The 20,927-nt window shown below is 65.0% G+C and carries 25 protein-coding genes; 4 read left to right on the forward strand and 21 right to left on the reverse strand.

What is annotated here, in order from left to right; translation table 11 throughout:
- Positions 1 to 54 precede the first annotated feature (54 nt).
- The 10 genes from glmM to tolQ form a co-directional block, all read right to left on the reverse strand.
- On the reverse strand, positions 55 to 1,398 hold the full coding sequence (gene glmM / locus VW23_RS09500; RefSeq protein WP_069909339.1) for a phosphoglucosamine mutase: 1,344 nt from the start codon (positions 1,396 to 1,398) through the stop codon (positions 55 to 57).
- A gap of 43 nt (positions 1,399 to 1,441) precedes the next feature.
- Positions 1,442 to 2,389 (reverse strand): class I SAM-dependent methyltransferase, encoded by a 948-nt coding sequence (locus VW23_RS28185; protein ID WP_084645852.1) that lies wholly within the window; start codon positions 2,387 to 2,389, stop codon positions 1,442 to 1,444.
- A 176-nt stretch (positions 2,390 to 2,565) separates the two neighbouring features.
- Positions 2,566 to 4,500: an ATP-dependent zinc metalloprotease FtsH gene (ftsH, locus tag VW23_RS09510; protein ID WP_069909341.1), complete on the reverse strand. Its 1,935-nt coding sequence runs from the start codon at positions 4,498 to 4,500 to the stop codon at positions 2,566 to 2,568.
- A gap of 144 nt (positions 4,501 to 4,644) precedes the next feature.
- Positions 4,645 to 5,670 (reverse strand): tRNA lysidine(34) synthetase TilS, encoded by a 1,026-nt coding sequence (tilS, locus tag VW23_RS09515; RefSeq protein ID WP_069909342.1) that lies wholly within the window; start codon positions 5,668 to 5,670, stop codon positions 4,645 to 4,647.
- Complete coding sequence (ybgF, locus tag VW23_RS09520; RefSeq protein ID WP_176730369.1) at positions 5,655 to 6,713, reverse strand: tol-pal system protein YbgF; 1,059 nt, start codon at positions 6,711 to 6,713, stop codon at positions 5,655 to 5,657. The genes tilS and ybgF overlap by 16 nt, the downstream gene beginning before the upstream one ends.
- A 212-nt stretch (positions 6,714 to 6,925) precedes the next feature.
- Positions 6,926 to 7,417: a peptidoglycan-associated lipoprotein Pal gene (gene pal, locus VW23_RS09525; RefSeq protein WP_055999663.1), complete on the reverse strand. Its 492-nt coding sequence runs from the start codon at positions 7,415 to 7,417 to the stop codon at positions 6,926 to 6,928.
- Between the two features lie 289 nt (positions 7,418 to 7,706).
- The gene (gene tolB, locus VW23_RS09530; protein WP_069909344.1) at positions 7,707 to 9,014 is read right to left on the reverse strand and encodes a Tol-Pal system beta propeller repeat protein TolB; all 1,308 of its coding nucleotides are present in this window, start codon (positions 9,012 to 9,014) and stop codon (positions 7,707 to 7,709) included.
- 35 nt (positions 9,015 to 9,049) lie between these two features.
- Positions 9,050 to 10,132 carry a hypothetical protein gene (locus VW23_RS09535; RefSeq protein WP_069909345.1) on the reverse strand — a complete coding sequence of 361 codons (1,083 nt, stop codon included), beginning with the start codon at positions 10,130 to 10,132 and terminating at the stop codon, positions 9,050 to 9,052.
- A 4-nt stretch (positions 10,133 to 10,136) separates the two neighbouring features.
- Entirely contained in the window at positions 10,137 to 10,601 is a 465-nt protein-coding gene (gene tolR / locus VW23_RS09540) for a protein TolR (RefSeq protein WP_069909346.1), read from the reverse strand.
- Entirely contained in the window at positions 10,601 to 11,305 is a 705-nt protein-coding gene (gene tolQ / locus VW23_RS09545; RefSeq protein ID WP_069909403.1) for a protein TolQ, read from the reverse strand. Before tolQ ends, tolR begins: the two co-directional genes overlap by 1 nt.
- Before the next feature lie 328 nt (positions 11,306 to 11,633).
- Here tolQ and VW23_RS09550 point away from each other — a divergent pair, with 328 nt between their 5' ends.
- Entirely contained in the window at positions 11,634 to 12,074 is a 441-nt protein-coding gene (locus VW23_RS09550) for a CHRD domain-containing protein (RefSeq protein WP_069909347.1), read from the forward strand.
- A gap of 52 nt (positions 12,075 to 12,126) precedes the next feature.
- Here VW23_RS09550 and VW23_RS09555 read toward each other — a convergent pair whose 3' ends face one another.
- From VW23_RS09555 to ruvC, 9 genes are read right to left on the reverse strand one after another with little or no spacing between them, the layout of a single operon-like run.
- A complete protein-coding gene (locus VW23_RS09555) occupies positions 12,127 to 12,519 on the reverse strand; it encodes a YbgC/FadM family acyl-CoA thioesterase (RefSeq protein WP_069909348.1) in 393 nt (130 codons plus the stop codon).
- Positions 12,516 to 13,013 carry an NUDIX hydrolase gene (locus VW23_RS09560; protein WP_069909349.1) on the reverse strand — a complete coding sequence of 166 codons (498 nt, stop codon included), beginning with the start codon at positions 13,011 to 13,013 and terminating at the stop codon, positions 12,516 to 12,518. The genes VW23_RS09555 and VW23_RS09560 overlap by 4 nt, the downstream gene beginning before the upstream one ends.
- Positions 13,010 to 13,213, reverse strand: a complete 204-nt coding sequence (locus VW23_RS09565) for a helix-hairpin-helix domain-containing protein (protein ID WP_069909350.1) — start codon at positions 13,211 to 13,213, stop codon at positions 13,010 to 13,012. The genes VW23_RS09560 and VW23_RS09565 overlap by 4 nt, the downstream gene beginning before the upstream one ends.
- Positions 13,203 to 13,637: a VOC family protein gene (locus tag VW23_RS09570; RefSeq protein WP_201788032.1), complete on the reverse strand. Its 435-nt coding sequence runs from the start codon at positions 13,635 to 13,637 to the stop codon at positions 13,203 to 13,205. The genes VW23_RS09565 and VW23_RS09570 overlap by 11 nt, the downstream gene beginning before the upstream one ends.
- Complete coding sequence (gene ruvB, locus VW23_RS09575) at positions 13,634 to 14,674, reverse strand: Holliday junction branch migration DNA helicase RuvB (protein WP_069909351.1); 1,041 nt, start codon at positions 14,672 to 14,674, stop codon at positions 13,634 to 13,636. The genes VW23_RS09570 and ruvB overlap by 4 nt, the downstream gene beginning before the upstream one ends.
- Complete coding sequence (locus VW23_RS09580; RefSeq protein ID WP_084645854.1) at positions 14,671 to 15,009, reverse strand: hypothetical protein; 339 nt, start codon at positions 15,007 to 15,009, stop codon at positions 14,671 to 14,673. Before VW23_RS09580 ends, ruvB begins: the two co-directional genes overlap by 4 nt.
- A 34-nt stretch (positions 15,010 to 15,043) precedes the next feature.
- Positions 15,044 to 15,478, reverse strand: a complete 435-nt coding sequence (locus tag VW23_RS09585) for a hypothetical protein (protein WP_069909352.1) — start codon at positions 15,476 to 15,478, stop codon at positions 15,044 to 15,046.
- On the reverse strand, positions 15,475 to 16,089 hold the full coding sequence (gene ruvA, locus VW23_RS09590; RefSeq protein WP_069909353.1) for a Holliday junction branch migration protein RuvA: 615 nt from the start codon (positions 16,087 to 16,089) through the stop codon (positions 15,475 to 15,477). Before ruvA ends, VW23_RS09585 begins: the two co-directional genes overlap by 4 nt.
- On the reverse strand, positions 16,086 to 16,589 hold the full coding sequence (gene ruvC, locus VW23_RS09595; protein ID WP_069909354.1) for a crossover junction endodeoxyribonuclease RuvC: 504 nt from the start codon (positions 16,587 to 16,589) through the stop codon (positions 16,086 to 16,088). Before ruvC ends, ruvA begins: the two co-directional genes overlap by 4 nt.
- 155 nt (positions 16,590 to 16,744) lie before the next feature.
- Between ruvC and VW23_RS09600 the strand changes: the two genes are divergently transcribed.
- Complete coding sequence (locus VW23_RS09600; RefSeq protein WP_069909355.1) at positions 16,745 to 17,521, forward strand: GGDEF domain-containing protein; 777 nt, start codon at positions 16,745 to 16,747, stop codon at positions 17,519 to 17,521.
- A 111-nt stretch (positions 17,522 to 17,632) separates the two neighbouring features.
- A complete protein-coding gene (locus VW23_RS09605; protein WP_069909356.1) occupies positions 17,633 to 18,406 on the forward strand; it encodes a GGDEF domain-containing protein in 774 nt (257 codons plus the stop codon).
- Here VW23_RS09605 and VW23_RS09610 read toward each other — a convergent pair.
- Together VW23_RS09610 and VW23_RS09615 are read right to left on the reverse strand one after the other, a co-directional pair.
- Positions 18,403 to 18,774, reverse strand: a complete 372-nt coding sequence (locus tag VW23_RS09610; RefSeq protein WP_069909406.1) for a VOC family protein — start codon at positions 18,772 to 18,774, stop codon at positions 18,403 to 18,405. The genes VW23_RS09605 and VW23_RS09610 overlap by 4 nt on opposite strands.
- A 320-nt stretch (positions 18,775 to 19,094) precedes the next feature.
- Positions 19,095 to 19,844, reverse strand: coding sequence for a YebC/PmpR family DNA-binding transcriptional regulator (locus VW23_RS09615; protein ID WP_069909357.1), 750 nt, complete (start codon positions 19,842 to 19,844; stop codon positions 19,095 to 19,097).
- A gap of 253 nt (positions 19,845 to 20,097) precedes the next feature.
- Here VW23_RS09615 and VW23_RS09620 point away from each other — a divergent pair, with 253 nt between their 5' ends.
- Positions 20,098 to 20,925 carry a hypothetical protein gene (locus VW23_RS09620; RefSeq protein WP_069909358.1) on the forward strand — a complete coding sequence of 276 codons (828 nt, stop codon included), beginning with the start codon at positions 20,098 to 20,100 and terminating at the stop codon, positions 20,923 to 20,925.
- Positions 20,926 to 20,927: the final 2 nt, after the last annotated feature.

Below are 20,927 nucleotides of genomic sequence, written 5' to 3' on the forward strand. Positions count from 1 at the left end.
GGGGACAGGGGTGGGGGTCAGCCCGCGCCGGCGCCAGAACAGGGAACGCCGCCCTTAAGCGACCTTCTTGATCGTCGCGGCGATCTCACTGACCACGGCGAGCACCAGCCCCTCGTCGTCGCTCTCGGCCATCACCCGAATCACCGGCTCGGTGCCGGACGGGCGAATGACCAGCCGCCCGGTATCGCCGAGGCGGGCCTGGCTTTCCTTGATCGCCTGCTGCACCAGCTTGTGCTCGAGCGGTTTGCCCTCTTTGTAGCGCACCGACTGTAACAGCTGCGGCACCTTGTCGAAGCGCTTGCAGATCTCGGACACGGCGCGTCCCGCCTGCTTGGCCACGGCAAGCAGTTGCAGGCCGGCGATGAGACCATCGCCCGTGGTGGTGAAATCGGAGAGGATAATGTGCCCGCTCTGCTCACCACCGACATTGAAGCCCTTGGCGCGCATCGCTTCGAGCACGTAGCGATCGCCCACCTGGGTGCGCTCGAGGCTGAGCCCGATGCCACCCAGATAGCGCTCGAGCCCGAGATTGCTCATCACCGTGGCGACGAGCCCGCCGCCCTTCAGCTCACCGCGAGCATGCCAGGACTGCGCGATCACTGCCATGAACTGGTCGCCATCGACGATCTCGCCCTTCTCGTCGACGATGATGACGCGGTCGGCGTCGCCATCGAGCGCGATGCCGATATCGGCGCGCAGCTCCTTGACCTTGGCGATCAGCGCCTCGGGGGCGGTCGAGCCGACCTTGTCGTTGATGTTGAAGCCATCGGGCTCATTGCCGATGACGAAGACTTCGGCGCCCAGCTCCCACAGCGCCGTCGGCGCCACCTTGTAGGCCGCGCCATTGGCGCAATCGAGCACCACACGCAGGCCGCTGAGATCAACGCCCTTGGGCATGGTGCGCTTGGCGTACTCGATATAGCGGGTCTGGGCTGCCTCGTCGCGATGCGCCCGGCCGATGTCGCGGCCGACGCTCAGCTGGCCCAGCATGTTGGAATCCATCAGCTGCTCGATATCGTCCTCGAGCGCGTCGGAGAGCTTGTAGCCATCGTGGCGGAACAGCTTGATGCCGTTGTCGTCGAACGGGTTGTGCGAAGCCGAGATCATCACCCCGAGGTCGGCGCGCAGCGAACGCGTCAGCATGGCGACGGCCGGGGTCGGCATCGGGCCGAGCAGGTAAACGTCCATCCCGACGGCGGTGAAGCCGGCGGTCAGCGCGCTTTCGATCATATAGCCGGAGCGGCGCGTATCCTTGCCGATGACGACGCGGTTGCGATGGTCGCCGTTGACGAACTTGAGCCCCGCCGCCATGCCGACCTTCATCGCCAGCTCGGGGGTCAGTTTTTCGCCGTTCGCCAGCCCGCGAATGCCGTCCGTGCCGAAATACCTGCGCGCCATATCAAGCCCTCGATTGGGATGACGCCAATCTAGCGCCACGCCCTCAGCATACGAAATAGATTGGTGCCGTTTCGTTAACCGGCCGATCCCGGCGGATGTTGGGCTGATCGTCCGAATGACGTGGAGTGTTGCAGCGGCAGCTCAATCCGCCCGGCGTTCCAGCGTCAGGAACCGGTAGGTGTTGTTGGCGATAAACAGCTCCGGCGTGGGGTACTCGGCCTTCAGCCGGTCGGCAATGCGCTGGCGTTCCCCGGCGCCGACGAACAGCCCGTAGGCCTGCCTCGCCAGCCAGTGCGTGAGAGGACGCTTGTCCTCCAGGAGGCCGCCGAGCTGGGTCACACCGGCGACAGCACGTCGCGATAGAGCATGCGGTCGATCTCGATCGAGGGCGCGGCGAGCACGGTGACATCTTCATTGCTGGTGATGGTAAAGCCGGAACTCTCGACAGCTTTGAGAAAGGAGCTGTAGCGGTGCCACCGCCGATCGCCCTGCCCCCCTTAAAGCCCTCGGAACGGAAGCAGTCGGCGATCACCACCCGTCCACCCGGCGCCAGCAATTCGCCGAGCTTGGCGAAGGAGGCGGCAAGCGGGATGTACTGGTAGCTTTCGGAGAACAGGCAGACGTCGAAGCGTTTGCCTGGCGCAAAGTCCTCGAGCCGCGACAGGTGCACCGTGGCGGCGCCATCGAGCGTTTCCCGGGCAATGCCGACTTGCACTTCGCTGGGGGTCAGCATCTCCACCGTGTAACCGAGTGAGGCCAGCCGCCCAGCCATGGCGCCGGTGCCGCCACCGATATCGAGGATGCTTGCCGGCGCCGGCGGCAGCAGCGCCAGGAGCTTGTCGACGTAGCGCTCTTGCGCCTGCCGGACCCTGGGGAAGCTCGGCGTCTCGCCCGCCAGCCACAGCCCGTAGTGCAGCCACGGCGTATCGGCGAACACCTTCAGCATGCGGGCGAACAGGTCGAGGTCGGCGTGCTTCTTGGTCGTCTTCAAGCGCGGTGGCTCCTGGAGCGCGTTCAGGAAGTGTTGCAGGTTCTCGGGTTTGAAAGCCTGACCAGATCAAAGGATCTGGAGCGGTTTGGGACAGCCGCGCGCAAAAGACAACCGGAAACATCCAGAAACAAAAGGGCCGCCCCGAAGGGCGGCCCTGGTGTGGATTTTGGGAAACGTCAGCTGCCCGGCTGCGGCTCGGGTGCGGCGCCCGGCTCGGCATCCGGGCGCTTCTTGCCCGACTTGCCGGCGGTCGGCACACCGGTCGACTTCACCGGCGGATCGATGTCGGACGGACGGAGCGGCGTCTTGCCCTCCATCAGGCCGCGGATCTCGTCACCGGTCAGCGTCTCGAACTCGAGCAGCGCCTGGGCGATGGTGTGGAGATCGTCGATATACTCGCGGATCACCTTCTGCGCCGTCTGGTAGCCTTCCTCGACGAAGCGCTTCACTTCCTCGTCGATCACCTTCTGCGTCTCGTCCGACATATGCGTGTTGCGCTGCATCATCGAGCGGCCGAGGAACACTTCGTCCTGCGCATCGCCGTAGAGCAGCGGGCCGAGCTTGTCGGACATGCCCCATTCGGTCGCCATGGCACGAGCCAGGCTCGTTGCCATCTTGATGTCGGCCGAAGCGCCCGAGGTCACCTTGTCATAGCCGAAGATTTCCTCCTCGGCGACGCGGCCACCCATGGCGACGGCGAGGTCGGCATAGGCCTTGCGGCGGGTCAGCGACACCTGATCGCGCTCCGGCAGGCGCATCACCATGCCCAGCGCACGACCGCGCGGGATGATGGTGGCCTTATGGATCGGATCGGACGCGTCCATCTTGATAGCGAGCAGCGCGTGCCCGGCTTCGTGATAGGCGGTGAGCTTCTTGTCTTCCTCGGTCAGGCTGAGGGTGCGGCGCTCGGCGCCCATCATCAGCTTGTCCTTGGCATCCTCGAACTCGCTCATCGTGACGAAGCGCTTGTTGCGGCGAGCCGCGAGGAGAGCGCCCTCGTTGACGAGGTTCATCAGGTCCGCACCGGAGAACCCGGGCGTACCGCGGGCCAGCACCTTGAGGTCCACATCGGGAGCCAGCGGCACCTTGCGCACATGCACCTTGAGGATCTTCTCGCGGCCCTGCACGTCGGGGTTCGGCACCACGACCTGACGGTCGAAGCGGCCCGGACGCAGCAGCGCCGGATCCAGCACGTCGGGGCGGTTGGTCGCGGCGATGAGGATGATACCCTCGTTCGCCTCGAAGCCGTCCATCTCGACCAGCAGCTGGTTCAGCGTCTGCTCGCGCTCGTCGTTACCACCGCCGAGGCCTGCGCCACGGTGACGGCCGACTGCGTCGATTTCGTCGATGAAGATGATGCACGGAGCGTTCTTCTTGGCCTGCTCGAACATGTCGCGGACACGCGAAGCGCCCACGCCGACGAACATTTCCACGAAGTCCGAACCCGAAATGGTGAAGAACGGCACATTGGCTTCGCCGGCGACGGCGCGGGCAATGAGCGTCTTACCGGTACCCGGCGGGCCGACCAGCAGCACGCCGCGCGGGATCTTGCCGCCCAGGCGCTGGAACTTGCCCGGATCGCGCAGGAACTCGACGATCTCTTCGAGGTCCTGCTTGGCCTCGTCGACACCGGCGACATCCTCGAAGGTGATCTTACCCTGCGTCTCGGTCAAAAGCTTGGCGCGGCTCTTGCCAAAACCCATGGCGCCGCCACGGCCCCCACCCTGCATCTGCCGGATGAAGAAGAACCACACGCCGATGATGACGAGGAACGGCAGCCACGAGGTCAGCAGCATGCCCCAGAACGGGCTCGATTCCGGCTGCTGCGCGGTAATCTGCACGCCGCGCTGCTCGAGCCGCGAGATGATGTCGGAGCCCTGCGGCGGCAACACCGTCTCGAACTTGGTGCCGTTGTTCAGCACGCCCGAAACCACGTCGTTGGTGATGGTCACCGACTGGACGCTGCCTGCATCCACATCGGAGACGAACTGGCTGTAGCTCTTGTCCGTCGTCGCAATCGAGCGGGTCGACGACTGAAAGACCTGAAACAGGCCCATCAGCATGAACAGAATTACCAGCCAGATGGCGAAATTCCGGAAATTGACGTTCATCAATCCTGTCCTGAAGTCCGGCACGGGAGAGGCCGGATAGTTGGGGCGAATGTAGGCCTCGCTCCTGGGCCTTACAAGGTATCGGCGGGCCGAAACTGGTGCGGCGGTTTCACCGAAAAGTCGAGAGAGCTTGCGCTTTTCCGGTTAATTCCGTGTCACGGAGCTATCAGGCCTCACGCGGGATTGACGCGCTGCCTGCCGGCCAGCCTCCCGCACGACGGTGATGGTCACGCCGTCGCTGCCGATCAGACAACCATGCAAACTTGTCCGCTTCAGGGCTGGCTGCAGCCGCAATCGATCGGCCAGCGCCTCGACCGGCGCGAGATCATGTGGCTTCTGCCAGCCCCCGACCTGGTCGAGCAGCTTGGCCACCACCCGGATCGCCACGGCGCGCGGCAGCTTGACCAGCGTGGCGTGCGCCATGCTGCTCGAGCCGGTCGCCGGATCGAGGGTGGTCGCCGCCATTGCCGCCATGTCGGCGAGCGCCTGGTCGGCATCGCGCATCCGGCCGGCGAAGCGCGACAGGCGGTGGGCGTCGAGGCCCAAAGCGGCCAATTGCGGCAGCATCTGGCGCCAGCGGACGCGCTCATAGTCGGTATCGGAATTGCTGGGATCCTGCGCCGGCACCAGATCAGACGCGGCAACCAGGCTCGCGAGGTCCGCTGGATCGACGCCGAGCAGCGGTCGCACCACGATCAATCCGCCGATCTCGGCGAGATAATCCATGCCGCGCAGCCCCTCGATGCCGCTGCCATGCGCCAACCGCATCAGCACGGTCTCGGCCTGATCGGCAAGGTGATGCGCGGTGACGAGGACGTCCGCGCCGTCGGCCAGCATCGCGTCGGCGATCAGCCGATAGCGTGCGGTGCGGGCTGCCTGCTGCATGCCGGTCGCCGGCTTAGGCCCATCCCACCGTAGGGTGTGGGCGGCAAGCCCGAGCTTGCGGGCCGCGGCGGCGACAGAGGCCACCTCCCCCGCCGCCTCGGGCCGCAGCTGATGATCGACGGAGTAGACGACGAAGCGGTCGTGCGCGGCATGCCGGCCGGCGAACTCGGCCGCCAGCAGCAACAGCGCCAGGCTGTCGGGCCCGCCGGAAACGGCGAGCCCGACCCGCCGAAACTCGGCGAGCGGGGCGAAGATCGCCTCGCTGTCGATCACGTCACCGGGCATTTCGCCTTTTGCGCTTCCTCATCGAGGCGCTGCGTGAACGCCGCGCTGAGCTGCGGGTAGCGCTGCTTCAGCGTGTAGAAGGTGCGGCACCCCACATCCACCTGGTCTGCACCGATCAGCGCCACCCCGAGCTTCAGCATCATGTCCGGCGCGCGCTTCGATTCCTTGTGCTTGGTGTAGCCGTCGGCCAGCACCTGCGCCGCATCGGTGAACTGGCCCTGCTGGATCAGCGCTTCGCCAAGCCAGTTGATGGCATCGGGGGTCTGCGGATCGTCGGGATAGAGGGCGACGAACTGCTGGAACTGGTCCGAGGCGAAGGCATAGTCGCCGCGGGTCATGGCGTCGTAGCCCGCGTCGTACTGCGCCTTGGCGTCACCGCTCGAAATTCCCCCGCCGTCACCCAGCGACAGATCGAGTGGGCGCCCACCGAGCGGATCCTCTCCGGACATGGTGCCCAGCTGATCGATGCCGCCCTTCAGCAGCGGGTCGGCCGAGTCGCCGAGACTATCCATCGGCTCGCCGTTGAGATCTGCCAATGGCAGATCGTCCATCGGCGCGGCGGCGGCCGGCGCCTCCGGCGTGGCGGCGACGGCAGGAGCTTCCTCGGCCGGCGTCTCTACAGCCGGAACCTGGGTCGAAGTCTGCGGCAGCGTATCGGACGGCGTCACGCCGTCAGTTGGCGCTGCCGCTTGTGGTTTTCCCCCAGCACCGCCTTCCAGTTCCTGGAAGCGGAACTCGTTGTCCTCGGCCTGCTTGGCGAGCTGCGTCTGCATCTGCGTGAGCTGGAACTCCAGCCCTTCGACGCGACCGGTCAGCGTGCGGATCAGGTCCTCGAGCTCCTGGATGCGGACGAGCAACTGCGCGCTCGACTGCTGGTTCTGCGCCACATGGATGCGCGTCTCGGCGATTGCCTTGGGTGGCAGCAGCGCCTCGGTCGGCAGCGGGCTGCTGGCGGCAACCGCCGGCGCGCTCAGCACCGAGGCCAGCAGGGCAGCATAGATCGCGGGTCGGAAGGCCGATCCACGAATTGGGGGCAGTTTCACCATCAAAGCTCCGTCGGGTCCGGGGAGGGGTCAGTGGGGCACGAGCGGCCGTCGACCGCACCAGCTTGGATTAGCGCAGGATTTCGACAAAAAGAAAGCGCCGGGCCCAATTACGCGGCGCCCGGCGCTTATGCCTCCAGTCGATAAAGCTTCGGGGATTACGCGCGAGACATCGCGTGGCCGCGACCTCCGCCCCGAAGCTCGCTCAACGCTTACTGTACCACCGTCACAGCACGGCGGTTTTGTGACCAGCACGAGATATCGTTGCAAATGGCCACAGGACGTTCCTTGCCGAACGACTTGGTAGTGATGCGGCGCTGGTCGACGCCCTTCGACACCAGGTAGTTCACCACGATCGAACCGCGGCGGGCGCCCAGCGCGATGTTGTACTCGCGGGTGCCGCGCTCGTCGGCATGGCCTTCGATCAGGATGCGGTAGTTGCGGTACTGGTTGAGCCAAGCCGCCTGCTTGTCCAGCGTCGCGATGGCGGTCGGGGTGAGGTTCGAGGAGTCGGTCTCGAAGAACACGCGGTCGCCGACGCTCACCAGGAATTCCTGCTGGCTGCCGGGGGCGCCGCCGCCGGGCCCGAGATTGCCGACGCCGGTGCCGCCGGCGCCATTGCGCGAACAGGCCGCCACGGCGACCACGAGAACCACCAGCGCGGCAGCACGCAGCACGGCGAGAAGGGGCGTTACTGAACGCATCCGGGTTGACTCCTAATCGGAAGGATTTGAGACGCCTTTTTTACCGTTGGTAATCTTAAGGCGGGGTTGTCGTCGTTGGTTAATTGTTGGTCATTCGGGCGCCAATGTGGCCGGAATCCGGGCTTTTCCGTGATGTTGCCGTGAAGACACGGAATGGTGAGCGAGTAGCGAGTAGCGAGTAGCGAGTAGCGAGTAGCGAGTAGCGAAAGGGACTAGCTGAGCCACATGCCTCGGCAACCCCCTCTTCTATTCGCTATTCGCTATTCGCCATTCGCCATTCACCATTCACTCAGCCCCTGAGCGGCGACCAAGCCGGGTCCGACGCAAAGCTCTCGGTCTTGAGGTTGAGCTCGTTCCGGCCCCAGATGTCGATCGAGTGGAGGCTTGGGCCGGCATCGCCACCCGGATCACGGAAGAAGCCGAGGACGCGGCTGTTCGGCGCCCAAGTCGGACCTTCCTGCACCTGCCCGGAGGACGAGAGGATCCTTTCGCCCGACCCATCTGGCTTCATGATGCCGATATGGAACTGGCCGCCCGATTGCCGCGTATAGGCGATGAGGTCGCCGGCCGGCGACCAGACCGGGGTGGAATAGCTGCCCTCGCCGTAGGAGATGCGCTGCGCCCCGCCGCCGCCGGCACCCATGATGTAGAGCTGCGGGCTGCCGCCGCGATCGCTTTCGAACACGATGCGCGAACCGTCCGGGGAGTAGCAGGGCGAGGTGTCGATCGCCGCGCCGCTGGTCAGTTGGGTCGGATTGCCGCCGCCGGCGCCGGCCGCGTAGATATTGGTGGTGCCGCCATTCGACACCGAGAACACCACGGTGCCGCCATCGGGCGAGTAGCGCGGCGCGAACGACATCGGCGCGCCATTGATCAGCTTCTTGGATGCGCCGCCGAGACCGGCGACGTAAACCTGCGGGTTGCCATCCTCATACGAGGTGAAGGTCACCGAAGCGCCATCCGGCGACAGCCGCGGCGACAGTGTGAGCGCCTTGCCCGAGCTCAGGTACTGCACGTTGAAGCCGTCCTGGTCCATGATGGCGAGGCGCTTGACACGATTGGCCTTGGGGCCGCTCTCGGCGACGTAGAGGATACGGGTATCGAAATAGCCGGTGCCGCCCGACAGCGAGGCATAGATGGCGTCCGAGACGATATGGGCGATGCGGCGATAGTTCTGCGCATCGGTCTTGTACGATTTGCCGACCACCTGGGCCGAAGCCTGGGTGTCCCAGACGCGCACCTGCGAGCCGACTTCCGCCCCACGCTCCACCGAGCCCATCACCAGCGCATCGACAGTGGCGGCGCGCCAGGCGGCGAAATCCGGCTCGTTGGTGACGTCGCCGACGCGGATCGGCAGCGATGCAGGATCGAGCGGCACAAACAGTCCCGAGCGCTTCAGGTTGTCGCGCACGATCTGCGCGATCTCGGCGCCGAAGGCCGGATCGGACGAGGCGAAATCCGGAATGGCGATCGGCAGGGGCGTGAAGTTGCCGCCGGTGACGACGATCTCGACCAGTGCCTGCGACGGGGTGGCGAGGGCGAACGCGCCGCCCGCAAGGCCGAGTTTCAGCGCGTTGCGCCGGGTGATCAGGGTCATCTTACGTCTCCATCTTTCTCGGGCGTCGGGGTCACTCAGAACTCCCGCGCTGCAAACTGGGCTCGTACGTCCTGCCCGGCGGCCACGGTGAACGGGCCGCAACGCTGCAGTGCGCGCGACACCGCTCGGGCATAGGCATCTTCGATCTGGCTGCTCGGCGTGCTCAGCATCTGCGGGCGCCCGCTGACCATACCGTCGGCACCGATCGAGAAGGTGAACTCGGCGCGCGCATCGGCATCCTCGGCGCCGGCCGGCAGGGTGATGCAGGCGCGGATCGCGGCGACCAGCGCGCCGATCTCGGACTGGCTGAGCGTCGCCGAGCGGCCATCCTCCCGACCGAGCGTCGTGGAGCCGCCCTCGCCGGTGGTGGCGCCGCGTGATGCCTCGTTGTTGATCAGGTTGGCGACTTCATCGGCGACCTGCTTGGCTTCGTCGGCCTTGGCTTGCTCGATCCGCTGCTTTTCCTCGGCGGCCTTGCGCTTCTTTTCTTCCTCGGCCTTCTTCTTGTCGGCTTCGGCCTTGGCCTTTTCGTCAGCCTGCTGCTGCTTTTCCGCCTGCTGCTGCTTCTTGAACTCGGCGCGCTTCTGGTCGAGCGAAGCGGTATGCGTCCTCGGCTTGGGGGCGCGGTCGGCGGGATTTGGCGCTTCCGGCGTCGCGACGGGCGTGGGTTCCGCCGGCGTCGGTTCCTCGACCGGCTCGGGGACCGGTTCGGGTTGGGGTTCGACCACCGGACGCGGCTCCGGGGTCGGTGCGACTTCCGGCTCCGGCTCGACCTCCGGTTCGGCCGCCGCCTCGGGCGCCGGCGCCGTCTGCTCGGTCGGCGCCGGGGTCGGGTCCGGATTGTCCATCGGCGTCGGCTGGTCTTCCTCAGTGTTGCCGGTCGGCTGCGCCAGTTCGGCCGGCTTCTCGGCTTCGACCGCCGAGGGCGCCTCGGTCTCGACCACCGTGCTGTCGAGCGACCCCATGCGGATATTGGAGAACTCGCTGACCGGGATCAGGTCGACGGCGATCGACTCCACCGGCTCCGGATCCATTGGCCGCCCCATGCCGATGCCGACGACCGCGAGAACGATCAGTCCGACATGCCCGATGGTGGAAACCGTGAACCCGGTGCGCATCAGCTCACTGGTCCTGTTGCTGCGCGGCCTGTTCCGTGATGAGGCCGATCTTGGCATAGCCGGCGCCCGACAGCGCCCCCATAACCTGCATCACCGACCCGTAATTCGCCGCCAGATCGCCGCGCACATAGATGCGATCCTCGGTGCCGTTGACGGCGGCCGCTGCAACCTGCGTCGTCAGGTCTTCGAGCGCCACCGGAGTGTCGCCGAGAAAAATCGCGCCTTCGTTGGTGACCGAGATGGTGATCGGCTTCTGCTCGGTGTTGAGTTGCTTGGCCTGCGTCTGCGGCAGCTCGATCGGCACGCCGACCGTCATCAGCGGCGCCGCCACCATGAAGATGATCAACAGCACCAGCATCACGTCGACCATCGGCGTGACGTTGATCTCGCTCATCGGCTTGTTGCCGCCGCCCCGCCGCCGGCCACGACGGCGTCCGCCGCCCCCGCCGCCCGATACTGCCATGGCCATCAGCGGGCACCCCGCGCTTCGAGCTGCCGGCTGAGGATGGTGGAGAACTCGTCGGCAAAGCCTTCGAGCCGGCCGATCAGCTTGTTGGCATCACCCGAGAGCTTGTTATAGGCGATAACCGCCGGGATAGCGGCGAGCAGGCCGAGCGCAGTGGCGAACAGCGCTTCGGCGATCGGCCCGGCGACCACGCTGAGATTGGTGCTCGATGCGGCCGAGATGGCCGTAAATGCGTTCATGATCCCCCATACCGTGCCAAAGAGGCCAATGAAGGGCGAGGCCGAGCCGACGGTGGCGAGGAAGCCTAGGCGCTTCTCGAGGTTCTCGCTCTCACGGCTGATCGCCACGTCCAGCACCTTGTCGAGACGCCCCTGCACGCCGACGAACGACGAGGCGTTCTGCTCGTGGCTGCGCTTCCACTCCTTCATCGCCGCAACGAACACGGCGCCCAGCCCCATCGAGGGCTTCTCGCTCATCTGCTGGTAGAGTTCTTCCAGCGACTGGCCCGACCAGAACACCCGCTCGAAGCGGTTCATCTCGGCCTTGGCGCGCGCATACAGCATGGATTTGTCGACGATGATCGCCCAGCACCATACCGAGGCCGCGAGCAGCCCGATCATCACCGTCTTGACGACGAGATCGGCCTGCCAGAACAGCGCCCAGATCGAGAGGTCGGCATGCGGAGCGACCGTGCCGACTGCATCCATGGCTTCCATGTAAGGGTCCTTCTCAGTCCGGCCCCGACGACCGAAACCTGATCGTCGGGTCGATGCGGTTCAAATTTGTCAAATTTAAGAGAAAAGCCCGGTTTTCCGGACCTTTGGCAGCGCTGCTCGTGCACTGCCTTACTTATGGTCAAGCAAACGTTAACAAAGCGATTCCTCGCGTTTGCGTGATCGCGGCAGATCGGCGCGGCGGGCAATGCCACAGGCGTGCCGTGCAACCCTCCGGGGTGATGCGCGTTGTCGTCTCGACTGCCCGTTCGGGGGTTCGCGGTCGTCCCACGACAATAGCAACAACCAAAGGGAGATCCCCATGCATCTCGACCTGACACGCACGCTGCTCGCCGCCACGGCGGTGCTCGCCTTCTCGGCCATGCCGGCTTTCGCCGAGCAGCAGAAGTTCACCGCCGAGCTCACCGGCGCCGCCGAGGTCCCGCCCACGGATTCGACCGGCACCGGCAAGGTGGAAGCCACGTACGATACCGACTCCAAGGTGTTCACCTGGACCATCACCTATGATGGCCTGAGCGGCGACGCGGTAGCGGCGCACTTCCACGGCCCGGCCGCCGAGGGCGCCAACGCCGGCCCGGTGGTCCCGATTGCCGATCCGCTGGCGAGCCCGATCAACGGCAATGCCACGCTGACCGACGAACAGGCCACCCAGCTGCAGGGCGGCTCGTGGTACTTCAATCTGCACACGGCGAAGTTCCCGGATGGCGAAATCCGCGGACAGGTAAAGCCCGCTGCGATGTAAGACGCGGCTCTGAAGCAAATCCTTGGGTCGCCGGTTCGCTGGCGGCCCTTTGCTATGCCTTGAGCAGATCCAGCAGTTCGCGCGGCATCCGCGCCACCCCGCCGCTGGTCTTGATCGCCACCACCTGCACCTCGGCCCGGGTGATCTCGACGCCATCGAGGCTGATCGACTGCACCAGGTTGAGCCGCGCCGCAGTGAGCGAGCCGACCTCGGTCGTCACCTCGAGGAGGTCGTCGATATGCGCGGCCGCCTTGAAGTCGATGCTCATGCTGCGCACCGCAAAGGCGATGCCGTCCTTCACCAGTTCCGAGTGATGCACGCCTCTCTCGCGAAGGAATTCGGTGCGCGCCCGCTCGAAGAAATGCAGGTACGCCGCGTGGTAGACATTGCCGGAAAAGTCGGTGTCTTCGTAATAGACGCGGGCGGTGAAATGGCTGCTGGTCATAGCTCGTTCACGACGACATGGATCGGATGCGGCCCCAGCTCCGCCATGCTGCCGCGCAGTTCGGCCGGGAACAACGGCATCGCAGCGAGCGTGCCGACATCGTTGCGAACCCACTTGAATTCGAGCATTGCGCCACCATCGGCAACCGTATGGCAGACGGCGTCAGTGGAGAACGGGAAACTCAAGGGTATCTCGACCGGGTAGTAGAAACCCATCTCGTGGATCACCTTTCCGCCGTAGCGGAACAGATCCTCCATGACGATGGCCAGTGGGCCGATCTCGGCCGCGACACCCAGCTCTTCCTCGAGCTCCCGAACCAGGGCCTCGGTGCTGACTTCGCCCATCTCGACCCGGCCGCCGGGCAGTGCCCACGAGTCCTCAGTGGTCGCGCGGTGGATGAGCACGTAGCCCTCGCGACGGATGATGGCGGCAGCACGGAACTGGAACCGCGTTGTGCCGTGATCGAAGGCGATCATCCGGCGACCGTCGGTCATTTCGCGGGCTCGGCGAACTGCATGCCATGCGCCTCGAGTTCGGCCCTGAGGATGCGGATGGCCTTGGGGCCCACTCCGTGCAGCGCCAGCAGTTCGCGTTCGTGGCGGCGGGCGACCTGTCCAAGCGTGGTGATGCCGGCAAGCTCTAGCGCCTGTGTGGCGGGCCGGCCGATGTTCGGGATTGGTCGGTCAGACGACAAGGTGATGCTCCCGGTCAAACACCCAGACCTCTTCGTGGTCGATCTCGAACAGATGGCCATCGGGATCGCGGAAATAGCCGGCGGTGCCCCACTGGGTCCTGGTTGCCGGCTTGACGATGCTGCCGCCTGCCCGCTCCGCCTTCGCCAACAACCGGGCGACGTCATCGGGATGCTCGGCGCAGTAGATCAGCGCCAGATCGGATGAAGCACCGGGATCACCCGGCTGGCCTACAGCATCCTTGGCCAGGTCGGTTTTGGAGATCAGCGCCAGAGCCATGCCGCCCAGGTCGAACTTGACGAAACCGGCATGGCTGGTTGGCGCCCGCTGCCAGCCGAGCGCTTCGTAGAACGCCGCCGATCGGGCAACGTCCGCGACGCCGAGCAGGATGATGTGGACGCGGGGCCGAAACACCGGATCGCTCACTCCTCGCCCGGCTCCTCGAACAGGCTGCCCTGCATGCCGACAAAGCCCTGCGGCACGCTGATGCCCATGTGCTGGAACGCCAGCGCGGTCAGCATCCGGCCACGCGGGGTGCGCTGGATGAAGCCCTGCTGGATCAGGTAGGGCTCGACGATCTCCTCGAGCGCATCGCGCGGCTCGGACAGCGCCGCGGCGATGGTCTCGATGCCCACCGGGCCGCCGCCATAGAAATCGGCGATCACCTTAAGGTAGCGCCGGTCGAGCTGGTCGAGCCCGCGCACATCGACGTCGAGCCGCAGCAGCGCCTTGTCGGCGACCGAGCGGGTAATCTCCTTGGCGCCATCGACCAGCGCGAAATCGGTGACCCGGCGCAGCAGCCGGCCGGCGATACGTGGCGTGCCGCGCGAGCGGCGGGCAACTTCCATCGCTCCATCCGGCGCCATGCCGATGCCGAGCAGCCGGGCCCCGCGCTCGACGATCTTCACCAGCTCTTCGGGGGTATAGAAGTTGAGCCGGATAGGGATGCCGAAACGGTCGCGCAGCGGTGTGGTCAAGAGCCCGGCGCGGGTGGTGGCGCCGACCAGCGTGAACTTGGCGAGATCGATGCGCACCGAGCGCGCCGCCGGGCCTTCGCCGATGATCAGGTCGAGCTGGTAATCCTCCATCGCCGGATAGAGAATTTCCTCGATCGCCGGGTTGAGCCGGTGAATCTCGTCGATGAACAGCACATCGCGTTCTTCGAGATTGGTGAGCAGCGCCGCGAGGTCGCCGGCCTTGGCGATGACCGGACCGGAGGTGGCGCGGAAGCCGACGCCGAGTTCACGCGCCACGATCTGCGCCAGCGTGGTTTTGCCGAGCCCCGGCGGGCCGACGAACAGCACGTGATCGAGCGCCGCGCCGCGCTGCTTCGCGGCCTGGATGAACACCTCGAGATTGGCCCGCGCCTCGGCCTGCCCGATGAACTCGGAAAAGCCGGACGGGCGCAGCGAAACATCGAGCGGGTCATCGCGACCGGCTTGGGCGGAGGTTAGATCGGTCAAGGCTTCAGTATCCGCGCCGCAATCAGGCCCAAAGCTAGGAGCAGCTTCGCTTCCCGCTCGTGGTCGGTGAAACCGCCGAAGCCATCGACGGAGCCGCGAAACAAGTCCTCATCACCTGCTTCGGGGTAGCTGACGGACATGCCACCCCACCGCACGCGGACGTAACCGCATGGCACACCGCCCTTGGTGATTGCATACTGCTCCGGCGCATCCCTGCAGGTAAGCGTCACCACCAGCCCTAGTTCGTTTGCGACAAGCATCACCGCGCCGGGAATCACTAGAGGATCCACCTTCGGGAGTTTTAGCTTTTCGAGATTCTCCATGGCGGAAGGCATTTTACTCACCCATAGGCGGGGTCTAGGCCGCCGTTCAAATCTTGTCTCGCGTTCCGACCCGGGAGGCGATGACCATTATCGCTATGTATTGAATGGCCAGCCAGGGAAAGGTGGTTACCAGTTCGAAGAAGCGAAGCCCGTCTTGTTTGAATGAGGGGCCCGACGGCAACCAATCGAACCAGCCCCACGAGACTGAGGCTGTGCCGACAAACACTGCCAAGCTCAGTGGCAGCAGGACCAGGTGCTCCCATAGGCCAATCGGTGCCCGAAACGCGGAACGTAGAAGAACAGCAAGGCACCAGAACGCGTAAAGCACCGAGCTTGGCAAGAGAAACGACAGCGCCGAAGCCGTCGGACCATGGATCACCAGATCGACGAAGTACAAAATGGTTGGCCCCGTCACCAGTAGCAAGGCAAACAGGACGAGGATGCCAACCAGGCGATCGCGCGGTGCTGCACTGCCGATCACGAACTGAGTTCCCTGAGCCCCAGCCGGATCAGTTTGTCGGTCGGCACGTCGTCGCCCTCGCGACCGACCACCCGCGCCACCGCGGCCGAGGCCTGGGCGCTCGAGTAGCCGAGATTGGTGAGCGCCGAGACCGCGTCGGCAACATTGCCTGCCGCCACACCTTCACCCAAGGCAGCTTGGAGACCGAGAACGCCGGCATCAATGGCGCCCGCTGGCGCCTTGCCCTTGAGTTCGGTGACGATACGGACCGCCAGCTTGGGGCCGACGCCGTTGGCGCGGCCGACCATTGCCTTGTCCTGCAGCGCAATGGCGCTGGCGAGTTCGGACGGGGTAAGGACGGAAAGGATGGCCAGCGCCACCCGGCTGCCGACGCCCTGCACCGTCATCAGCGTCGAGAACCAGGCTTTCTCGCCTTCGGTGAAAAAGCCGTAGAGCCGGATCAGGTCCTCGCGGACGATCATCTCGGTATGGACGACCGCCGCATGGCCGACCTGCGGCAGCGCCGCCAAAGTCTTGGCCGAGCAGAACACCTGGTAGACCACGCCGTTGACGTCGAGATGCGCAAAATCGTCGCCGAAGCTGTCGACCATGCCCTTGAGTTTGCCGATCATGCAGGAACACTCAGCTTGCGGATGGCGCGATGGTGGGCATGGCAGACCGCGATGGCCAGCGCGTCGGCCGCATCGGCGCCCTTGAACGTCGCAGCGGGCAGCAGGATCTTGATCATCACCTGGATCTGCGCCTTCTCGGCATGACCGGTGCCGACCACCGACTTCTTGACCAGGTTGGCGGCGTATTCACCCACCGGCAGGCCGCGTAAAGCGGGCGTCATCAGCACGACGCCGCGGGCCTGGCCCAGTTGCAGCGCCGAGCGCGCTCCAGCCGAAACAAAGGTCTCCTCCACGGCGGCTTCCTCAGGTGCATATTCGTCGAGCACGGCAGCAATGCCGCGATGCAGCGCCACCAGCCGGTCGGCCAGTAGCCCCTCCACCGGCGGCGTGATGGTGCCGCAGGCGATAAAACTCAGCCGGTTGCCGTTGCTCTCGATAATGCCCCAGCCGCAGCGCCGCAGCCCCGGATCGATGCCGATGATTCGCACTGTTTCAGCCATGGTGAAGCTTTAGGTCAGGAGCCGAAGCCTACCAAGCGCTTTGTGAACGAAACGGAAACGCTACACCGAATTAGCTGCGATCCATGCCGACGCATTAATCAGCATTCAAGCATTGCTCCCGTAAGCCCAAGGCATTCACTCCGGGGGACGCGGAAATGAACAAGCTTGCACTGCCACCTTCCGAATGGCGCATCGTCTGGCAGCGCACGGCTCTGATCCTCGCCGCATCCACAGCTGGCTCCTGGGTAATGTCCAATCTGGTCATGATGTCCCTCGATGAAGGGATGAACGCGGTGGGTACCGTGCTGGCGCTTGGCATGCCGACCGCGTTGGGCGGCCCGATCCTGTTGTTCCTGCAGGTGCGCTCGGCGCAGCTGCGCGAGGCCAACCGCAAGCTCGAAACCCTCGCCTCCACCGATTGGCTGACCGATTGCCTCAATCGCCGCGCCTTCACTTCGCGCGTCACCTCGAGCCTCGGCCAGACCGGCGGCCACGGCACGCTGCTGGTGATCGATGCCGACCACTTCAAGACCATCAACGACCGCTTCGGCCATGAGCGCGGCGACGAGGTGCTGCAGCTGATCGCCGGCGCCATTCGCGACAGCGTGCGCGGCGGTGACCTCGTCGGCCGCATCGGCGGCGAGGAGTTCGGGGTGTTCCTGCAGGATGCGGGCGACGACATTGCCAACGCCGCCGCCGAGCGCATCCGCGCCGCGGTGAACGCCTTGTTCGTCACTTCCGAGGGCATCGCGCAGCGGCTTTCGGTCAGCATTGGCGGAGCGGTCTGCGCCGGCGACTCCGGTTTCTCGGAGCTGTTCCAGATCGCCGACCGTCGCCTCTATGAGGCCAAGCACGCCGGCCGCAACCGGGTCGAACTCGGCCGGACGGCCGGGGATTCCGAGCTTGCCGCAATGAGCGCCGCGATCGGCTGACCGCCGTCGAGGCGCAATAGATAAAATCCAATCCGGTGGCTTGAGGCGATTTCAACTCGCCCCGCCTATCGTTCCGGCCCTCTGCGCAGAAGTGCTGAAGGGACGCGAGCCTTGGATTTTTCACCCACCGGATGGGGCCGCGCTATCCTCTGGACTGCCCTTGGCGCGTTCGGCTGCGCCGCCGTCACACTGTTCATCGACTCGTTCAACTTCCACAACCTCGGCCCCGATGCCCTGCGCTGGTCGATCATGCTCGACGTGCTGGTGCCGCTCGGCCTTGCCGGTCCGATCCTGTTCTTCCTGCTCGGCAAATTGCGCGAGCTGGCGATCGCCCACGAGCTGCTGCGCCGCCATGCGGCGACCGATACCCTCACCGATCTGTTGAACCGCGGCGCCTTCACCCGCGAAGTCGAGGAAGCCCTGGCCGATGCGCGGTTTGCCGAAGACGGCATGCGCGGCACCTTGCTGGTGGTCGACGCCGATAACTTCAAGGCGATCAACGATACCTATGGCCACGAGCAGGGCGACGCCGCGCTGCGGCTGATCGCCAGCTCGATCCGTGGTGTCCTGCGCTCCGCCGACCTGATCGGGCGGATCGGCGGAGAGGAGTTCGCGGTCTACCTGCCCGGCACCACCCTGTTGATCGCCGAGGCAGTGGCCGAACGCCTGCGTCAGGCGGTCTACGGGGCCGAGTTCGCGCCCGAGGGCAAGCCGCACCAGCTGACGGTGAGCGTCGGCGGCGCCGTGTACGACCGCCACCTGCCCTTCACCGAACTGTTCCGGCTCGCCGACCAGCAGCTCTACGCGGCCAAGCAGAATGGACGCAACCGCATCGCCGTTGCGTCCATCTCGCACTACGAAACCCTGCCGGCCGCTGCCGCCTAGTCCGCTGCGGTGGTGGCCACCTCGACGAGGAAGTCGCCGGGCGCCGTGCAGTAGAACGTCGTCGTCCGGCTGCCGCCACGGCTGAACTGCTGCACCTCGCCGGGACCATAGGCGGCAGCGACGAGTTCGGCGTGCTTCAACCGCACCTCGGCGACGCTGCCGACGAAGAAGCCGATATGGAAGTTCTTGTGATAGCTGGCCTCGGCCCTGCCGGTCGCCATGAAGTTGAGGACGAAGCCGCCCTCTCCTGCGAGGACGACGAAATTGTCGTGCGCTTTGCCGACGACGGCGAAATCGAAATGCCGGGTGAAGAACTCAGCGGCCGCGCGCACATCGGCGACAGCGAAGTTGGCATGATTGAACTGCATGGTGATGTCCTGATGCATGTGGTGGAACGGTCGCGCGACCGGATCCGTGACGCACGCGGCATAAGGGCATGTGGCTGGCGGTGATTGCATCGACCCATATCCCAACAAGCAGCGGGCGCCCGGGGTCGGACGCTCGTCGGCTTGCCGTGGGTCCTTCGCTCTGCAAGCGGGACAATCTCCCTCGCGGGAGGGCCGGACTCACCTTAACCGGCCTACGTTTTTTCGGCGTAACGAGCCCGAACTATTGCCCGGGCCCGGATTTGTCAAATGCGCAGGCGAGGTCGCCTTATGCGGCGTCGATCTCAACGTCGAAGCTGCCCTTAGGCGGCTTCGATCTTGCTCATGTCTTCGTCGGAAATATCGAAGTTGGAGTAGACGTTCTGCACGTCGTCGTCCTCTTCGAGGATGCCGATCAGCTTGAGCAGCGTCGCACCCTTCTCCGCGTCCACCGGCACTTCGTTCTGCGGCTTGAAGATGAACTTGGCCGATTCCGCCTCGCCCAGCACCTTCTCGAGCGCTGCCGCCACTTCGTTCAGCTGTTCGAACGAGGTGTAGATCCAGTGGCCGTCCTCATCGCTCTCGACGTCGTCGGCGCCGGCCTCGATCGCCGCCTCCATCACCTTGTCTTCCGAACCGGCCTTGGCCGGATAGAAGATCTCACCGACCCGATCAAACATGAAGCCGACCGAGTTGGTTTCGCCCAGCGCGCCGCCATTCTTGGAGAAGGTCGAGCGCACGTTGGAGGCGGTGCGGTTGCGGTTGTCGGTCAGCGCCTCGACGATGACGGCGACGCCGCCCGGGCCATAGCCCTCGTAGCGGATCTCTTCGTAGTTCTCGGTGTCGGCGCCGCTCGCCTTCTTGATGGCACGCTCGATATTGTCGCGCGGCATCGACTGGGCCCGGGCGTTGATCACCGCCAGGCGCAGGCGGGAATTGAACGCCGGATCGGGCATCCCGAGCTTGGCGGCGACGGTGATTTCGCGGGCGAGTTTCGAAAACACCTTCGAGCGAGCCGCATCGGACTTGCCCTTGCGGTGCATGATGTTCTTGGCGTGTGAATGGCCGGCCATGCGGTCACCCCTGTCTTGGCATGTGGCAATGGTGGTGGGCGGTTATAGGGGCGGCGGGGCGGAAAATAAAGTGCATGTGACACGAAGCAGCCTGACCCGACACCCCGGCATCATGTTCACGCAAATTCCGCTGTTTTGACGGATCATTAAAAATGAACCCGCGATAAATACGGATATCAGCACACATTCAGTCCAACAACCCTATCGGTGTTCATCGACGCGGCATTGGGGCCGCAAGCAGGAAACGCTTGAGATGGACGCACTTAGAAGATTTTCGCTGGCCTTGGTGGCAGCGGCAGTGGTGGCAGGCACGTCGCCGGCCTTCAGCCAGATGCGGGATACCCGACCAACCGAACCGGATCGGCCAGCGATCGAGCGGGCGGAGAACAGTGGCGGTGGCGACCGCGCGGAGCCTGAGCGAGTCAGCCGGCTGCCCGAACCATCGCCAGGAACTGGATGCGAAGCGCATGCTGACGGCAACGGCTCCTGGGAGGTCACGGTGATCAACAAAACCGGCAAGACCATTCCTGCCGGAACCGTCCTGACGCTCTACCTTCAACCGGGCAACGTGCAGAAGACCTTCAAGCTCGAGACTGCTTGGTATTCCGGCACCGAGATCGACGTGACGGTGAAGGCGGGCGAGTTTGAGCTAGGCGCCAGGTGCGTGGTCAAGGTGATGGCGAAGCGAGCCGACTCCGGCGAGCGCGGCCTGCCGCAACCTGAGGGGGAAGTCCCATGGTACGCGCAAGGACCCGCGACCTTCCGCTGCATCGAATTGAATGTAATCACCGATTACGCGGTGGTGGTCCGGCTCTTCAACGATGGCGCAACCGCCATCCCGGCCGGCACCAAGATCGTGTTCCAGCTTCCTGATGGCCAGTGGTACACGCTAATTCTCGAGAAAGACTGGGAAGTGAACACTGACTTGTCGGTGCACATAACGTACACCGATGCTCTCGAGAAGATCTGGACAGAAAAGTGGCCAGGTTGCCCCTACGTCAAGGTTGAGACCGGCTACAACGGACCTGCGGTCGACGAACAAGGATCGGTACCGCAGATCGACCCGTCAAAGGTGCCGTGACG

This window comes from Devosia insulae DS-56 (genome assembly GCF_000970465.2).
Taxonomy (GTDB): Bacteria; Pseudomonadota; Alphaproteobacteria; order Rhizobiales; family Devosiaceae; genus Devosia_A; species Devosia_A insulae.

Excerpts from the sequence above, each read along its gene's own strand:
- tolQ (WP_069909403.1), bottom strand. The coding sequence starts at position 11,305 with ATGGATGCAGTCGGCACGGTCGCTCCGCATGCCGACCTCTCGATCTGG.
- VW23_RS09535 (WP_069909345.1), bottom strand. The coding sequence starts at position 10,132 with ATGCGCACCGGGTTCACGGTTTCCACCATCGGGCATGTCGGACTGATC.
- ruvC (WP_069909354.1), bottom strand. The coding sequence starts at position 16,589 with ATGGCTGAAACAGTGCGAATCATCGGCATCGATCCGGGGCTGCGGCGC.
- VW23_RS09600 (WP_069909355.1), top strand. The coding sequence starts at position 16,745 with ATGAACAAGCTTGCACTGCCACCTTCCGAATGGCGCATCGTCTGGCAG.
- VW23_RS09550 (WP_069909347.1), top strand. The coding sequence starts at position 11,634 with ATGCATCTCGACCTGACACGCACGCTGCTCGCCGCCACGGCGGTGCTC.
- VW23_RS09620 (WP_069909358.1), top strand. The coding sequence starts at position 20,098 with ATGGACGCACTTAGAAGATTTTCGCTGGCCTTGGTGGCAGCGGCAGTG.
- tilS (WP_069909342.1), bottom strand. The coding sequence starts at position 5,670 with ATGCCCGGTGACGTGATCGACAGCGAGGCGATCTTCGCCCCGCTCGCC.
- VW23_RS09580 (WP_084645854.1), bottom strand. The coding sequence starts at position 15,009 with ATGCCTTCCGCCATGGAGAATCTCGAAAAGCTAAAACTCCCGAAGGTG.
- pal (WP_055999663.1), bottom strand. The coding sequence starts at position 7,417 with ATGCGTTCAGTAACGCCCCTTCTCGCCGTGCTGCGTGCTGCCGCGCTG.
- ruvA (WP_069909353.1), bottom strand. The coding sequence starts at position 16,089 with ATGATCGGCAAACTCAAGGGCATGGTCGACAGCTTCGGCGACGATTTT.
- VW23_RS09555 (WP_069909348.1), bottom strand. The coding sequence starts at position 12,519 with ATGACCAGCAGCCATTTCACCGCCCGCGTCTATTACGAAGACACCGAC.
- ftsH (WP_069909341.1), bottom strand. The coding sequence starts at position 4,500 with ATGAACGTCAATTTCCGGAATTTCGCCATCTGGCTGGTAATTCTGTTC.
- tolB (WP_069909344.1), bottom strand. The coding sequence starts at position 9,014 with ATGACCCTGATCACCCGGCGCAACGCGCTGAAACTCGGCCTTGCGGGC.
- glmM (WP_069909339.1), bottom strand. The coding sequence starts at position 1,398 with ATGGCGCGCAGGTATTTCGGCACGGACGGCATTCGCGGGCTGGCGAAC.
- tolR (WP_069909346.1), bottom strand. The coding sequence starts at position 10,601 with ATGGCCATGGCAGTATCGGGCGGCGGGGGCGGCGGACGCCGTCGTGGC.
- VW23_RS09560 (WP_069909349.1), bottom strand. The coding sequence starts at position 13,013 with ATGACCGACGGTCGCCGGATGATCGCCTTCGATCACGGCACAACGCGG.
- VW23_RS09615 (WP_069909357.1), bottom strand. The coding sequence starts at position 19,844 with ATGGCCGGCCATTCACACGCCAAGAACATCATGCACCGCAAGGGCAAG.
- VW23_RS09610 (WP_069909406.1), bottom strand. The coding sequence starts at position 18,774 with ATGCAGTTCAATCATGCCAACTTCGCTGTCGCCGATGTGCGCGCGGCC.